Origin of the sequence: Metalysinibacillus jejuensis (assembly GCF_003057615.1) — a bacterium.
In the GTDB taxonomy this organism is placed as follows: Bacteria; Bacillota; Bacilli; order Bacillales_A; family Planococcaceae; genus Metalysinibacillus; species Metalysinibacillus jejuensis.
This window is the reverse complement of record NZ_QAFW01000053.1, coordinates 1-14,893: the sequence shown is the minus strand read 5'-3', so window position 1 is coordinate 14,893 and position 14,893 is coordinate 1. Positions and strand designations below refer to the sequence as shown.

The following is a 14,893-nucleotide window of genomic DNA, read 5'->3' as shown; positions in this document are numbered from 1 at the left end:
TTTCAAAAATCATGGCTATACATATAGTCGCATGAATCCGCTTGAAGCGAACCTACAAATGGCGAAAATGCGACGTCATAAAACGGACTGTAGTGACGCACATGAACTAGCGAAAACGCACTTTAAATTGGAACGTGAAGCGACGTATGTTCAAAATGATTATTATGAACAGATGCGAGCTCTTACGCGTTATTACGACGAAGTAGATGAAGAAATGATTTTACTAAAAAGTCGAATGCATGCGATTTTACATATGAGCTTTCCAGAGCTTGAAAAACTAATTACACCAAGTTCGGCTTTATTTTTAAACATCGTGCAGCTCTATCCACACCCTACGTTTGTATTGGCTCATTCAAAAACTGTCATTAAAAATCGTTTGAAGGAAAATACAAAAAAGAATCTTTCACTCACTCGTGCAGAGAAAAAAGCAATGGAACTCATGGAAGCAGCCCAAAATAGTTATCCAGCTATTAAATCTACAGACGTTCGATGCGACCAAGTAAGAGATTACGCAACTCGCATTGGGGAGTTAAAGGAAAAGAAAGAAGCACTCGTCCAGCAGATGGTAGTACTATCTAAAGAATGTCAAGAATATGTCGTATTACGTTCCATTCCTGGTGTTGGTGATTCAACAGCTTGTCGCCTGATTGGGGAAATCGGTGATATTCGTCGTTTTAAAAATGCGAAACAATTGAATGCCTACGCAGGTATCGATATCATGCGTTATCAATCCGGCAACACACACTATCGGGATCGCATCAATAAACGGGGGAATAAGCATTTGCGAAAAATCTTATACTTCATGATTCAAGGGATGCTTATGTTAAAGGAGAAAGCAAATCATTTTGTGGATTACTATTATAAATTAAAAACGCAACCTCAGAGAAAGCCTCATAAGGTTGCGATCATCGCCTGCGTCAATAAATTTCTGAAAGTGACATTTCAGTTACTGACAAGAGGCATCCTATACGATTATGAGTCCGCACTACCAGCTCAGAATTCGTAATAAAATGTAACTCAACTATACCATATAGACCTTTCGAAAAAAATAAAAATCGTTAGGTCTTTTTGGCTTGTGAAAATTTAGTTTTGTGGGGGAGGGGTACCCCTCCCCCACAAAACTAAATCATAATAACAAAAGAAATTAATTAAATACACTTGACTAATCGTAAGAAAAGAGGCTAGAACATCACTCGGTATTTTGAAAAGATTTAAAAAATGTGAGACGATTTTTAAAATCATCTCACATTTTTCTTTTGTTCTAGCCTCTTTATGGTTAATAGCGTACACGTACTTCATTACCTGAAGGGTCAATGGTAGAAAAACCGCTAGGAAGCGGTGTAATCGGCGCATGAAATGGTTTGAGGTTAGTTAATATTTTATTAACAGCTTCCTTATCCGCAACATGAATTGTAAAATTGGCTAACCCTGTCTCATTATCTTTTTTAGCAGGTGCGCCTAGCGACTCCCAACTATTCATACCGATATGATGATGGTAGTGATCAGTTGCTAAAAATAAAGCTTGATCCCCGTAAGTTGCAGTAATCGTGTAGCCTAACCCTTTTGTATAAAAATCACGCATACGAGGTAAATCGGCAACAGCTAGATGAATGTGACCTAAACAAGTTTCAGCTGGCATACCTTGCCATTCGTCTGTAGCTTCTGTTAAAATATCGGCCACATTAAGACGTTTTGTTGTCATTTTTACCGTCGCATCATCAAGCCATTCCCACTGATTAGGATTGCGGTCAGTATAAATTTCTATACCGTTCCCTTCGATATCATTTAAATACAGCGCTTCACTAACATCGTGATCAGAAGCGCCTAGGCGCATACCAATACGATCAAAGTGCTGTAAAATATGTGCTAAATCTGAACGGTTTGGCAATAAAAATGCGATATGATAAAGCCCAGTAGCGCGTACTTGATGTTCGGCAACTGTAGCTAATGCTTGTAATGTAAATAGCGGATGTTCACCGTCAGCGCTTAATGTAGCCGCTGTCGTAGTGCGTGTAATTACTGTAAAGCCTAATATCTTTTCGTAGAAATCCGTCATTTTTTGTAAATCTTTAACATGTATTGTCATATGTTTAATATAGTGAGCAGGATTTTGATGAAAGTTCATAAGAAAAAGCCTCCTTCATATTGTAAAGTGGTGTAATAGTAGTATACCGCTAAAGCTAAAAAAAGAAGCACCGAAAGTCTCGGTACTTCTTTTTACGGTATTATTTATCAGCTGAGTAGTTATCGCCTTCGTAGCCTGCTGTGAAGATCGCAGATAGGAATGCTACAGAAACACCAATAATAAGTAGTAACTTCATGGAAGAACCCTCCTCATGTAATAGCAATATACAGTTAAGTATAGCTCAACTAAAAACAAAATGAAATGATATTCTATGCGAAATTATGGCATAAATCGTTCGGAAAGGGGGAATAGAAATAAGAAAGAGGGAGCGATCAATATGAAAAACAAAACAAATGGTGAAATGGCTACTAATTTTGAAGAAGTAAAAAAGCTCGGCAAAGAAATGGATCAAATGTTAGATGAAACCGAGTTAGCCGAGGAGCATAAACAAAGTGACCCTAAACAATTTACATCAGCAGAGCATCATATTAAGCATAAAAAGCAATAATGTTTTACACTAAAGATAGAGGAGGGGATAGTTATGGAGTACCGCACATTAGCCAATGGCATTCAAATGCCACTGCTAGGCTTAGGGGTTTATAAAATGACAGACCCAGATGAAACCGTTAATGCTATTACAACGGCGTTGACAAATGGCTATCGCGCTATAGATACAGCTTCTTTTTATAAAAATGAAGAACAAGTCGGTCAAGCGGTGCGCGCTAGCAACATACCGCGTGAAGAGATCTTTATTACTACTAAAGTATGGAATGATGATCAAGGTTATGATGAAACCTTGCGCGCATTTGAGACATCGCTTAAAAAGTTGGATATGGCGTATATCGATGTCTACTTAACCCATTGGCCGATTGAAGGTAAATTTGTCGATACATATCGTGCTATTGAGCGTTTGTATGACGAAAAATTAATCCGTGTTCCAGGTGTATCTAATCATCATCAAAAGCATTTAGCTGCATTGGAGCATAGTGCTAATACAATGCCGATGATTAACCAGATTGAGATGCATCCGTATTTACAACAGCATGACTTGCGTGCTTACTGTGAAGAAAGAAATATTGCGATTACTGCATGGTCTCCATTAGGACGTGGTGCCGTATTAATGGATGAGCGCTTACAAGAAATTGCGCGCGCTTATGACAAGACACCAGCTCAAATTATTTTACGCTGGCATATTCAACAACACGTAATTGCGATACCTAAATCTGTAACACCATCACGTATTAAAGCAAATCATACTATATTTGATTTTGTACTTACTAGCGAAGATATGGAGAAAATTTCGTTACTTAACCAAAATAAACGATTTGGTGTAAATCCTGAATACAGTGACTTTGCTAAGCACTTCAAATAAAAATGAAATGGCGTGATTGCCATTTCATTTTTTCGTTACTGTTATCACTTTGTGTGTAATTGGATGGGTAAATGTCAGCTCAGTTGCCTCTAATGCATATGTTGTTCCTTGTAGCTTAGCACCATATAAGGTGTCGCCGACGATAGGATGACCTAAATACGCCAAGTGTACACGAATTTGGTGTGTACGCCCTGTTTCAAGCGTTAGTTTTACAGTAGTTGTTTTAGCAGTTCGTGCTATAACTTTAAAATGTGTTACCGCTACTTGCCCACTTTTAGCAACCACACGGCGTGTATTATGATGTCTATCTTTTCCGATAGGTTTAGCGATAGTACCTTGTTGTTGTACCATACGCCCTTCTACAACAGCTGTATAACTGCGTGTCACTTCATTGTTAGCAAGTGCATAGTCTAGCGCTGCCTTGGCAATAGGATTTTTAGCAATAAGCAATAAACCGCCTGTACCTTCATCCAAGCGATGCACATGTTCAGCGTAATGTGTGACATGCCGCATCACTGCGTTCATACAAGTGGAGGTTTCAGAAGAGTTATTAGGGTGTGTAGCCATATTTTTAGGTTTGTCTACAACGAGTAAATGCTCGTCTTCATACATAATTGGTACGCTTATAGAAGCGGGTAAGTAATTGCTCTTTGTCTCAGGTATATCAATCGTTAATATTGTCCTAGCAGGGAGTTGTACGGTCCAACTCACAAGCTGATCATCAACGCTCACCGCTTTAGCCATGCGTAATTGGTGTACGTATTTTTTGCCTAAATGTAACTCATTCCGTAAAACATTTTCAATTGTAGTAGCTGTTTGTAGTGTATAAATCATTTTGCTTCACGCATTACAGCGAGAGACGCTATGATAATAAGCGTAAATGCAAGTAATGATAAAAATGGAATTGTAATAAAGCCTAGCCAATCAATGTACTGCGCTGTACATGATACCGTTTTACAAGCCGGTGCGGTATTTGCTAAAAAGCTCAATTTTTGAATACCGTAATGATAGAGTGCAATAGCACCACCTATAACTGAAAAAACGAGTAAGGTAAGCGCGGTTTTTACATTTTTTTGTATGATAGCTACTGTAGAAATAAGTAAAATAGGGTACATTAAAATACGTTGGTACCAACACATTTCACAAGGAATGTAGTTGCGTACTTCAGAAAAATATAAGGAGCCTAATGTTGCAATGAGCGAAACAGTCCAAATTGCAATGAGTAGGTTTTCTGCTTTTTTTGTAATGATTAACACCTCCATGATTTCGCTATTGATTATAAAACTTAGTAAGTTACTTGTAAATGAAAAGACCACAGCTTTCCGCCGAAAGTATGAACAAATTATAACAGTAGGTAGTGCTATGATAAAGAGAGGGTGAGTACAGTGTACGAAGAACAATCCAATATTGTACTACTAAAGGAAATTGCCGAGCTTTTAAATGAAGGAACAGAAATTTTTCCTATGTTACAAAAAGCGCTAGAAAAATTTTTAGCAGGCACGGCATTTGAAACAGGATGGATTTTTTTCATTAATGCAGATGGTAAGCCTAGATTAGTTACGCAAGCAAATTTACCAGAAACACTTGCTTATAAAGGGTGCTATTACTTAGAGCATGGTGAATGTTGGTGCGTTTCCCGTTATCGTAACCAAAAATTAAAAAAGGCTTCAAATATTATGGCTTGTCAGCGTATTGATAATGCTATCGCCGCACAAGTGGGCGAACATGCGGATATTACCCATCATGCAACAGTGCCACTTCAATCAGGTGATGAGCGCTTTGGTTTATTAAACGTAGCTTCTCCAAAAACAGTACGTTTTAGTGATGAGCAGTTGGCGCTACTTGAGTCTGTGGCCTTTCAAATGGGCTCAGCTATAAAACGTATCGGTTTAACGAAGCAAGCGCAAGAAGTCGCGCTAGCACAAGAGCGAAACCGATTGGCACGTGACTTGCACGATTCCGTGAACCAATTGTTATTTTCCGTAACACTAACTGCGCGTGCAGGCGTAGAAATGACTGAACAACCTATTGTGAAAGAAACATTTAAAGAAATTCAAACGTTAACGCAAGATGCCTTAACAGAAATGCGGGCACTAATTTGGCAACTGCGTCCTAAAGGGTTAGAGACAGGTTTAATGGATGCAATTAAAGCGTATGCAGAAGTACTCGGGCTAACGCTACATATTAGTGTGACGGGTGTGCTACAATTTCCATCACGCATTGAAGAAACACTTTTTCGCATTGCACAAGAAGCATTAAATAATGTACGTAAACATGCAGGCATTACAGCAGCAACTTTATATTTAACCGTAACAGCTACCGATGTATTACTCGTCATTCGCGATGAGGGGCGAGGCTTTACTTTTGATGCGAGTGCACAGCTATTATCGATGGGTTTACAATCGATTCGTGACCGTGCGAAAGAAATGGGTGGCTCTGCTGATTGGGTTAGTGCGATAGGTGAAGGTACAGAGTTGTTAGTGCGCTTGCCATATTAAGGAGGGAGAACAATGATACGTGTATTAATTGCCGATGATCATCATGTTGTGCGGAGAGGTTTATTATTTTTTTTGAAGACGCAAAAAGATATAGAAGTGGTTGGTGAAGCCTCAAACGGTGAGGAAGCAGTACAACTCGCCAAAGCGTTACAGCCTGACATTATTTTAATGGACTTAGTCATGCCGAAATTAAACGGAATTGAAGCGACGACAAAAATAAAGGAAGCATGGCCACAAATTGAAGTGTTAATGCTTACGAGTTTTTCTGACCGCGATCATGTATTACCTGCATTAGAAGCAGGCGCAGCAGGCTATCAGTTAAAAGATATTGAGCCTGATGAACTTGTAAACTCAATTCGTCAAATTATGCATGGGGAACATATTTTGCATCCAGAAGCGACCACGACGTTAGAACAACAACAGCAAGAGCTATTGCAAGCTCCACATCGCATTAATCCGCTAACACCGCGTGAGCGTGACGTATTAGCAGAGCTGACAAAAGGGAAAAGCAACAAAGAAATCGCAAGTTCTTTATTCGTTACTGAAAAAACGATTAAGACACATATTTCAAATATTTTTAGTAAGCTTGAAGTTCAAGACCGTACGCAAGCAGCGCTGTATGCGGTCAAACATGGCTTAACTGAAAGCTAAAAAAAGTTCGTTGGCGTCAAGCACCAACGAACTTTTTATTATAGGTTATCGTACATGCCTTGAATTGGTTTTGTTAGCACACGGTTGATTTCTTGTAATAAACCACTTAGTGCCATCTCTGCTTCAAGCATTGTTAAAATTTTCGGGTTTTGTTGTGCAAGTGACGCTACTTTTTGAGCATGTTGGTATTCATCCTCTTGTAGTTCCATACCCGCTTCTTGCTTTTGCATTAATTGCATTTGCACATCACGGAAGTTGGTAAATAATGTGCGTGCTTCCTCATCTTCTTGTACGATTTTCACGGCTTCTTCAAGCGTTTTAAATTCATCCGTTTTACGGAAAGTTGCCTCTAAGCGATTTAAATCATCATAAATATTAATCATACGTAGCCTCTTCTCTATAATTTATCCTATTAAGTATACAATTAAGCCTTGCACAATACCAATTAAACCACCAAGTAGCGCACCTAGCACGGTAATCATTTTAAATTCACGTTTCGAAATACCGAGCACTAAATCTTCAAGTGTTGCTACAGGGAATGAATCGACTTGCTCTCTTACAACTTCTTGCAAGTTCAAGCGTTTTAGCACGTCTTCTAATTTATCTTCAGCAGCAATAAAGCCTTTGGCAACGAGTTTAGGAATAAGCGTTTCATTCATATACACGTTGCCATTTGGCCAGTAATGTTTGAGTGGCTTATCTAGACGAGAATGCACTGCAAGCTGTTGCTTTGCGTACGTCTGCACTTTATCGACAATTGGTTCGAATTGTACGTCTTGTAAAAAATCAAGCGCTGGTCGTGTCTGGAGACTTTGCCATTCTTTTTCAAAAATAGACGTTAATAATTGGTGTGAAGAATCGGATTGTAAAAGTTTGACGATTTCTTTTTGTACTTTAAATACCATCGAAGTTGAGTCACCCATAAACATTTGCACCATATTACCAAGTGAGCCTTTAGAGCCTAAAAACTCATCAATCATATGTTTAATTGTTGCCTCGCCTTCAGGTGATACAAAATAATCGCGCCCTTTATTTAAAATGTGCTCAACGGCTAAAGGGATTTTGCCATCAATTGTTGCCTTAATATCATCTGATAATAATTGATTGATGGGCTTAGTTGCGAGTGTATGATGCAAATTGCCAAATTGCTGAACGATTACCGTATCGACTTTTTTTTCAATATCGTCAGCTACATTAGGAAAGCCTGCTGTTGTTAACCAATGTGCAATTGTACGGTCGTCGAATAATAATTCGTCTGACTTGGTTGTTACAAAGTCTTGCACCTTATCTTTAATGTCTTGAGAGAAAAATTTCTTGCGGATAGTTTCAGGTGTTAATAAATAGTTTGTTACGGTTACACCGAGTTGTTTTGCTAATTCATCGCGACGTTTAGGAATAAGTCCAGGTGTAAAAGGTAGTCGCTTACCACGAAAATAAATAGGATTATGGGGCCTAAATAGCATTTTAATCGCTAAATGGTTAGTCATACCACCAATTAGTGCACCGATAAAAGCCATGAAAGCTAGCGTAAAAATAATTTTCAATCGTATGCCTCACTTTCTACAGAAATTCTGTAGTTATTATAGCAAAAGAGGGTAATGAAAAGAAAACAAATGCGCCCTTATTGGCAGAATGCTTACATTAATGCATAATATAGAAACAAAGTGAGGAAGGAAGATGTAGAGTGATTCAACATTTTAACGTTAAGCCGATGTATGAAAATACCCAGCTACCGGGCTGGTATGTTTCATTTTTTTATAAGCAACAGCGCTATGAAGCGGAGTATGCGAAAGACGGTACCATTCGCTTTTTACAACAAACGCCGCCAAATGAGCAAAATGTTAAGGAAATGGTGCATGAGTTAATGCTGTTTCACGTATATGATTAAATTTGTATTTTACAGCTAAATAATTTATTATTGAAAGCAACTAACATTTTTTCACTGTAGGAGGTGTACTCTTTGTTTTCACGTTGTGGGAACAAAGGATTTATTTGGACGGAGACATATTGGTGATAACCATAAGATTGGCAGTGTTTGCTGCCTTAATTGCCCTAACGGCATTTTTTGTTGCATCGGAGTTTGCGATTGTAAAAGTTCGTAAAACACGTATTGATCAACTCGTTTTAGAAGGAAATAAAAAAGCGGTTAAAGCGCAAAAGCTTGTGAATAACTTAGATGAATATTTATCAGCTTGTCAGCTAGGTATTACAATGACAGCGCTTGGTTTAGGTTGGATAGGTGAGCCTACGTTTCAAGTTATGCTAACACCATTATTTGATTTCTTAAACCTCGATGCGCGTCTCACTACTATACTGTCGTTTATTATCGTGTTCTCGATTGTAACGTTTTCACATGTCGTTATCGGAGAGTTAGCGCCAAAAACGATCGCTATTCAAAAAGCAGAGACGATTGCACTGTATTTAGCTGGCCCGTTAATTTTATTCCACAACATCATGTATCCATTTATTAAATTATTAAATGGATCAGCACGTGCTTTAACTGGTTTATTTGGTTTTAAAGCCATCAATGAAACAGAGGCAGCACATACTGAAGAAGAGTTGCGTATGATTTTGGCTGATAGCTTAAAAGGCGGTCAAATCAATACGTCAGAATATAAATATGTAAATAGTATTTTTGAGTTCTCTGATCGTTTAGCAAAAGAAATTATGGTGCCCCGAACTGAAATTGTGGGTATCGAAAAAGAATTGACGATTAAGCAAGTATTTGAAGTAATGGGCGTTGAGCAATATACGCGTTACCCAATTATTGATGGAGATAAGGATAATATTATAGGACTTGTCAATATGAAACATATTTTAACTGCCTATATTAAAAATCCAGCGAACGGTAATAAACCAATTACTGCGTATATGCAACCGATTATTCGTGTAATGGAAACTATGCCAATTAGCGATTTATTATTAAAAATTCAGCGTGAACGTATTCACATGGCCATTTTAATTGATGAATACGGTGGCACGTCAGGCTTAGTAACAATCGAAGATATCATCGAAGAAATTGTTGGTGATATCCGTGATGAGTTTGATGCAGATGAAGTAGCTGAAGTACGTAAGATTGGTAAGGATCATTATATTTTAGATGCTAAAGTAATCGTTGAAAATGTTAATGATTTACTAAAAATTACGATTGAAGATGATGATATTGATACTATCGGTGGTTGGTTTATGACAAATCACTTTAATGCGGTACAAGGTGATACTATTGAAGAACAAGGCTATGCTTTTACAGCTAAAGAACTCGATGGTCATCATATTTTATACATTGAAGTAAAAAAATTACCAAAGCCTATTGAGCAACCAAGTGAACAATAAGCAAAAGCTGTTAACTACAAGCGTAGTTAGCAGCTTTTTTTGATACAATAGAGAAGATTATAACGTAAAGGAAGCGTACAAATTTATGAAAGTAATCCAAGTAGATCGCGCCTACAAAGAAGATGTGATGCGCGTATTTAATCATCTCGCAAATTTGTTTTTTGAGGATAGTAAAATTAAAGTAAATGCAGTACAGGCTGATATGTTTGTCCGTTTTACCGAAAATGACGACGGTTTACATTTTGCGACGACCGCAGAGCTTTTAGTAGAAGGTAACAGTTATACGAGTAGCTATGCTAAGACGTATGATACTACGGTAACGTTGAGAGAGCAGCTGATTCGTCGAAAACGTGCCCTGTCTCATGTGTTTTTAGACGTGTTAGAACAATATACCGGTATTACACAAGCATGGGGTATTTTAACCGGCATTCGTCCGACAAAGCTCTATCATAAAATGCGTAAGTCCGGTATGAGCGATGAGGCAATTGCCATAGCGTTACGAGAGGATTTTAGGATTAGTGACGAAAAAATTACACTGATGAAAACGATTGTAAAGCGGCAGTTAGCTACGATTTCAGATCTCGATGCTATTCAACAAGAAGTGAGCATTTACATTGGCATTCCATTTTGTCCAACCAAATGTGCGTACTGTACATTTCCAGCTTACGCGATTGGCCATCACCGCAAAAAAGGTCATGTCATGGGCTTTTTAGATGCGCTACATTATGAGCTAGAGCAAGTAGGTAATTGGTTAACTGCGCATAATAAAAAAATCACATCTGTATATTGGGGTGGTGGTACACCAACTTCGATTGAAGCAGACGAAATGGACGCACTCTACCAAACATTTAATGATTACTTCCCACACCTTACTACTATTCGTGAGGTGACGGTAGAAGCAGGAAGACCTGATACAATCACACCTGAAAAGCTGGCGGTATTACGTAAATGGGATATGGACCGCATTAGTGTTAATCCACAGTCTTATACTAACGAAACTTTAAAAGCTATTGGACGCCATCACAGTGTTGAAGAAACCATTGAAAAATTTTGGTTAGCACGTGAGGAAGGCATGAATAATATTAATATGGATTTAATTATTGGTTTACCAAATGAAGGTATTGAAGAGTTTGAGCATTCACTTCTAGAGTCTGAGAAAATGCAACCAGAATCCCTAACGGTACACACACTATCTTTTAAACGCGCGTCAGAAATGACACAAAACAAAGATAAGTATCGTGTTGCTGACCGTGCTACTGTCGAAGAAATGATGCATATGGCAGAGCGCTGGACGAAGCGTAACCAATACGAGCCGTATTATTTATACCGTCAAAAAAATATTTTAGGCAATCTCGAAAATGTCGGCTATAGTAAGCAAGGCGAGGAGAGCATTTACAATATTGTTATTATGGAAGAAGTCCAAACGATTATTGGTATTGGTTGCGGGGCTTCATCTAAACTTGTAGATGCTAACGGTCGCATTACGCAGTTCCATAATGCTAAGGACCCTGCAGCATACGCAATGACTGTTAAAGCGGATACAGAGAAGAAGTTAGCATTGTTAACACAATTAGAGGAGGAGAGCGTGTGAAGAAATATATCGGGCTAATCTTTGCATTCCTTGTTTTAGTCATTGCGGGTTGTACACAAGTACCGCAAGAAAAAAAGGAAACTACAGAAATTAAAGGAGACGCTACCTTACAAGTACAGTTTTTAGATGTTGGACAAGGCGATAGTATTTTAGTTATCGCACCAAATGGTAAAACGATGCTAGTAGATGCAGGTACAAAGGGAGCTGGGCGTAATGTAGCGAGCTATATTAAAGGACTAGGTATTACTAAGCTTGATTTTGTAGTAGCTACACACCCTGACGCTGACCATATTGGTGGGCTAGTGCCTATTTTACAAGAGTTAGAAGTCGGCACATTTGTTGACTCAGGCAAGGAGCACACATCGCAAACATTTATTGATATGCTGACGCTGATTGATGAGCATGATGTTAATTACGAGGTGCCAACCATTGGTGAGTCATGGCAACTTGATAAAAAGGTAAAAGTAGAAGTGCTTTATGCTAACGAAGCGGCAAAAGATAATAATGATGCCTCTATCGTATTACGTGTTAGCTATGGTGAGGTATCTTACTTATTAACAGGAGACGCAGGCATTAAACTCGAAAAGGAAATGCTCGCAAATGGCGATGTTCAAGCGACATTCTTAAAGGCTGGTCATCATGGTTCAAATACGAGTAGCTCGCATGAGTTTATTAAAGCTGTCCAACCCGAAGTAGCCATTTTAAGTTATGGCGAGGGTAATAAATATGGTCACCCCCATAAAGAAGTAGTAGATGCCTTAACTGCAGAGGATGTCGAAATTTACAGTACAGCGGAGAGTGGCACGATTATTACAGCAACGGACGGGGTTCATTACTCTATTACGGGCGTTCCCTTTGAGCATTTAGAAGGTGAAAAACCAACAGGCGTAAGTATTACACGTAAGGATTTAATCGGTGAAGAGGTAGACATTACAAATGACAGTAATGAAGCAGTATCACTTTATAATTGGCAGTTAATTTCTGTTGAGGGTAATCAAATCTTTACCTTCCCAGAAGTCACACTACAGCCTGGTAAAAAAATCACAGTAACGAGTGGTAGTGGAGCTAAAGAAGGGAAGCATCATATCAAATGGACAGGCAAACAAATTTGGTTAAATGATGGTGATGCGGCTATTTTAAAGGATGCGAAGGGAGCTGTTGTAAGTGAACTCGACTGATTACACACTAGACCGTATTGACGATGGCTTTGCTGTATTTTTACAGCGACCTGACGAAGAGGAGCAATTGCTTATTAAACAAGCGTTTGTACCTGAGGCTATTGAAGTAGGGGACATTGTAACGATTACAGAGCACGATGGTCGCTATTGTTTTGAAGTGCAACAGCAACAAACTGAGGATGCGAAAGCTACAGTTCATGCTTTAATGCAAAAACTACGTAATAAAAAACGTAAATAACTATGGTAAACTAAAGTAACTACCATGTAAGGGAGATAGAGACATTGATTACAACTGTTATTTTTGACTTAGATGATACATTATTATGGGATAAAAAAAGTGTGCAAACGGCTTTTGATAAAACATGTGCGTACGCAGCGACTAAAGTAGAGGTTGACCCTACACAACTAGAGCAAGCAACACGTCAAGCTGCACGTGAGCTTTACCAAGGCTATGAAACATATGATTACACCGTATTAATTGGTATCAATCCATTTGAAGGACTATGGGGCACATTTGATGATCCGACACCTTCCTTCCAAAAAATGAAGGAGATTGTGCCACAATACCGACGCGATGCTTGGACACAAGGCTTAAAGGCTTGCGGTATTGATAACGAGGCATTAGGTGCTGAATTAGGTGAGTACTTCGTTGAGGCACGCATTGCTTCACCACAGTTATATGAAGATACATTTAACGTGTTAGATGAGCTAAAAGGCAAGTACAAGTTAATTATGTTAACGAACGGCGCACCTAGCCTACAAAACTTAAAGTTACGTATTACACCAGAGTTAGTCCCATACTTTGATCACATTATTATCTCAGGCGATTTTGGTAAAGGTAAGCCGGATGTTTCGATTTTTGAGCATGTGCTTGAAGTAGCTGACATTACAGCGGATGAGGCGATTATGGTTGGTGATAATTTAAATACCGATATTTTAGGTTCATCACGACTTAACATGAAAAATGTTTGGATTAACCGTGAAGGTGCAACACCAACGACGGTTAAGCCTGTTTATGAAGTAGCATCATTGACAGAACTTACTACGTTACTAAAAACACTAAAATAAAAAGTTGGCGTTTATGCGCCAACTTTTTTTATTGCATTTCTTTTGTAGGCCCCATTACAGGCGGCACAAGTAAACCTGCTTGACGTAATAGTACCGTCATTTGTCCCACGTGATGGGTTTGATGATTAACTAAAATACGTAATACTTGTCCACGTGGCATATCACTGCCGAATAATGTTACGGGTTGTAGTAAATCCTCATTCGTTAAGGTTTTTACTTTGTCGGCAATTGCTGATTGCATAGCTGTATAACTTGCTAATGCGTGTGCCATGTCACGGTCAGCCTTTACAGCTGGTAATGTGCAACCAACCACATTGCTAAACATTGTGCCCACTTCAACTAAATGCCACGCTAGCCAACCTAATGTGTTATGACCTTCTACAATAGCTATGTCTTGCGCTTCATTTGTAATAGCTTCAATTGCTTTCGTTGCACCTTTTGCAGCATTTTGCCACTCCGCTAAAAAATCTTCAGTATGTCGATACATTTCACTCACTCCTTTACATGTATACTACCTGTTAACGAAAAAAAGAGCGAGTAAACAAGCCCTCACTCTTTTAACTTTATTATTTTGATACTAGGACGTGTCTAAAAACTCCATTTTACTGCGTCAACTTGAAAATCGCAGCGATATAAACGAATGCCAAAAAAGAAGTGGCTAATTTGTCGTAACGGGTTGCCACTCGACGAAAATGTTTGATTTTATTGAAAAAGCATTCGACTATGTGACGCTCCTTGTAGAGATACCAATCGACAGACCATGGTTCTTTGGCGTTCGTACGTGGTGGAATCGTATAACGTGCGCCTTTACTTGTCAGTTTGTCGCGAATCGCTTTCGCACCGTACGCTTTGTCACCTAACACGTTACTGCCTTCGATTGCGAGTTGGTCAAACAAATCGCAAGCGGGTTGCCTAACGCATCGACAATCGTGTGAATTTTCGTTGTGTGGCCGCCACGACTTACACCGATGTGTTGGGCAACTTCGGTATCGATGGCGTTTTTTTTGCCCCCGCACTATGTTGGTGAGCGCGAACGCTTGTTGAATCGATGCTTACGTTTTCAAAATCAGGTTCGAT

Annotated in this window: 18 protein-coding genes and 1 pseudogene; 11 read left to right on the top strand and 8 right to left on the bottom strand. The window is 38.9% G+C overall.

What is annotated here, in order from left to right; all coding sequences use genetic code 11:
- A partial coding sequence (locus DDE80_RS12225; RefSeq protein ID WP_108308092.1) for an IS110 family RNA-guided transposase occupies positions 1-1,006 on the top strand: 1,006 nt, incomplete at its 5' end.
- Between the two features lie 270 nt (positions 1,007-1,276).
- Here DDE80_RS12225 and DDE80_RS12220 read toward each other — a convergent pair.
- Positions 1,277-2,125: a VOC family protein gene (locus DDE80_RS12220; protein WP_108308084.1), complete on the bottom strand. Its 849-nt coding sequence runs from the start codon at positions 2,123-2,125 to the stop codon at positions 1,277-1,279.
- A gap of 337 nt (positions 2,126-2,462) precedes the next feature.
- Between DDE80_RS12220 and DDE80_RS12215 the strand changes: the two genes are divergently transcribed.
- A complete protein-coding gene (locus DDE80_RS12215) occupies positions 2,463-2,633 on the top strand; it encodes a hypothetical protein (RefSeq protein ID WP_108308082.1) in 171 nt (56 codons plus the stop codon).
- Between the two features lie 33 nt (positions 2,634-2,666).
- A complete protein-coding gene (locus DDE80_RS12210) occupies positions 2,667-3,497 on the top strand; it encodes an aldo/keto reductase (RefSeq protein ID WP_108308080.1) in 831 nt (276 codons plus the stop codon).
- Between the two features lie 24 nt (positions 3,498-3,521).
- On the opposite strand, the gene DDE80_RS12205 is transcribed toward DDE80_RS12210, so the two are convergent.
- Positions 3,522-4,331, bottom strand: coding sequence for an RluA family pseudouridine synthase (locus DDE80_RS12205; protein ID WP_108308079.1), 810 nt, complete (start codon positions 4,329-4,331; stop codon positions 3,522-3,524).
- Positions 4,328-4,744: a disulfide oxidoreductase gene (locus DDE80_RS12200; protein WP_108308090.1), complete on the bottom strand. Its 417-nt coding sequence runs from the start codon at positions 4,742-4,744 to the stop codon at positions 4,328-4,330. Before DDE80_RS12200 ends, DDE80_RS12205 begins: the two co-directional genes overlap by 4 nt.
- A 138-nt stretch (positions 4,745-4,882) precedes the next feature.
- Here DDE80_RS12200 and DDE80_RS12195 point away from each other — a divergent pair, with 138 nt between their 5' ends.
- Together DDE80_RS12195 and DDE80_RS12190 are read left to right on the top strand one after the other, a co-directional pair.
- Positions 4,883-5,995 (top strand): GAF domain-containing sensor histidine kinase, encoded by a 1,113-nt coding sequence (locus tag DDE80_RS12195; RefSeq protein ID WP_108308077.1) that lies wholly within the window; start codon positions 4,883-4,885, stop codon positions 5,993-5,995.
- A gap of 12 nt (positions 5,996-6,007) precedes the next feature.
- Positions 6,008-6,646: a response regulator transcription factor gene (locus DDE80_RS12190; protein ID WP_108308076.1), complete on the top strand. Its 639-nt coding sequence runs from the start codon at positions 6,008-6,010 to the stop codon at positions 6,644-6,646.
- Positions 6,647-6,684: 38 nt separating this feature from the next.
- Here DDE80_RS12190 and DDE80_RS12185 read toward each other — a convergent pair whose 3' ends face one another.
- Positions 6,685-7,029, bottom strand: coding sequence for a YlbF family regulator (locus DDE80_RS12185; RefSeq protein ID WP_108308074.1), 345 nt, complete (start codon positions 7,027-7,029; stop codon positions 6,685-6,687).
- A 21-nt stretch (positions 7,030-7,050) separates the two neighbouring features.
- Positions 7,051-8,190, bottom strand: a complete 1,140-nt coding sequence (locus DDE80_RS12180) for a DUF445 domain-containing protein (protein ID WP_427901814.1) — start codon at positions 8,188-8,190, stop codon at positions 7,051-7,053.
- Positions 8,191-8,330: 140 nt separating this feature from the next.
- Here DDE80_RS12180 and DDE80_RS12175 point away from each other — a divergent pair, with 140 nt between their 5' ends.
- From DDE80_RS12175 to DDE80_RS12150, 6 genes are all read left to right on the top strand, one after another.
- On the top strand, positions 8,331-8,534 hold the full coding sequence (locus DDE80_RS12175; protein WP_108308073.1) for a DUF5342 family protein: 204 nt from the start codon (positions 8,331-8,333) through the stop codon (positions 8,532-8,534).
- Between the two features lie 119 nt (positions 8,535-8,653).
- Positions 8,654-9,979 carry a hemolysin family protein gene (locus DDE80_RS12170; RefSeq protein ID WP_235612333.1) on the top strand — a complete coding sequence of 442 codons (1,326 nt, stop codon included), beginning with the start codon at positions 8,654-8,656 and terminating at the stop codon, positions 9,977-9,979.
- Between the two features lie 85 nt (positions 9,980-10,064).
- On the top strand, positions 10,065-11,570 hold the full coding sequence (locus DDE80_RS12165) for a coproporphyrinogen III oxidase (RefSeq protein WP_108308071.1): 1,506 nt from the start codon (positions 10,065-10,067) through the stop codon (positions 11,568-11,570).
- Positions 11,567-12,748, top strand: coding sequence for an MBL fold metallo-hydrolase (locus DDE80_RS12160; RefSeq protein WP_108308070.1), 1,182 nt, complete (start codon positions 11,567-11,569; stop codon positions 12,746-12,748). Before DDE80_RS12165 ends, DDE80_RS12160 begins: the two co-directional genes overlap by 4 nt.
- A complete protein-coding gene (locus tag DDE80_RS12155) occupies positions 12,735-12,986 on the top strand; it encodes a DUF3006 domain-containing protein (RefSeq protein ID WP_108308068.1) in 252 nt (83 codons plus the stop codon). Before DDE80_RS12160 ends, DDE80_RS12155 begins: the two co-directional genes overlap by 14 nt.
- Before the next feature lie 44 nt (positions 12,987-13,030).
- The gene (locus DDE80_RS12150) at positions 13,031-13,816 is read left to right on the top strand and encodes an HAD family hydrolase (RefSeq protein ID WP_108308067.1); all 786 of its coding nucleotides are present in this window, start codon (positions 13,031-13,033) and stop codon (positions 13,814-13,816) included.
- 28 nt (positions 13,817-13,844) lie between these two features.
- Here DDE80_RS12150 and DDE80_RS12145 read toward each other — a convergent pair whose 3' ends face one another.
- The 3 genes and pseudogenes from DDE80_RS12145 to DDE80_RS15765 form a co-directional block, all read right to left on the bottom strand.
- Entirely contained in the window at positions 13,845-14,303 is a 459-nt protein-coding gene (locus tag DDE80_RS12145; RefSeq protein ID WP_108308065.1) for a DinB family protein, read from the bottom strand.
- Between the two features lie 115 nt (positions 14,304-14,418).
- Positions 14,419-14,712, bottom strand: coding sequence for a transposase (locus tag DDE80_RS15445; RefSeq protein WP_427901813.1), 294 nt, complete (start codon positions 14,710-14,712; stop codon positions 14,419-14,421).
- Positions 14,703-14,792: pseudogene (locus tag DDE80_RS15765) on the bottom strand (IS5/IS1182 family transposase); the annotation flags it as partial. The pseudogene DDE80_RS15765 and the gene DDE80_RS15445, both read right to left, overlap by 10 nt.
- Positions 14,793-14,893 lie beyond the last annotated feature (101 nt).

Excerpts from the sequence above, each read along its gene's own strand:
- DDE80_RS12145 (WP_108308065.1), bottom strand. The coding sequence starts at position 14,303 with ATGTATCGACATACTGAAGATTTTTTAGCGGAGTGGCAAAATGCTGCA.
- DDE80_RS12215 (WP_108308082.1), top strand. The coding sequence starts at position 2,463 with ATGAAAAACAAAACAAATGGTGAAATGGCTACTAATTTTGAAGAAGTA.
- DDE80_RS12205 (WP_108308079.1), bottom strand. The coding sequence starts at position 4,331 with ATGATTTATACACTACAAACAGCTACTACAATTGAAAATGTTTTACGG.
- DDE80_RS12220 (WP_108308084.1), bottom strand. The coding sequence starts at position 2,125 with ATGAACTTTCATCAAAATCCTGCTCACTATATTAAACATATGACAATA.
- DDE80_RS12185 (WP_108308074.1), bottom strand. The coding sequence starts at position 7,029 with ATGATTAATATTTATGATGATTTAAATCGCTTAGAGGCAACTTTCCGT.
- DDE80_RS12190 (WP_108308076.1), top strand. The coding sequence starts at position 6,008 with ATGATACGTGTATTAATTGCCGATGATCATCATGTTGTGCGGAGAGGT.
- DDE80_RS12165 (WP_108308071.1), top strand. The coding sequence starts at position 10,065 with ATGAAAGTAATCCAAGTAGATCGCGCCTACAAAGAAGATGTGATGCGC.
- DDE80_RS12210 (WP_108308080.1), top strand. The coding sequence starts at position 2,667 with ATGGAGTACCGCACATTAGCCAATGGCATTCAAATGCCACTGCTAGGC.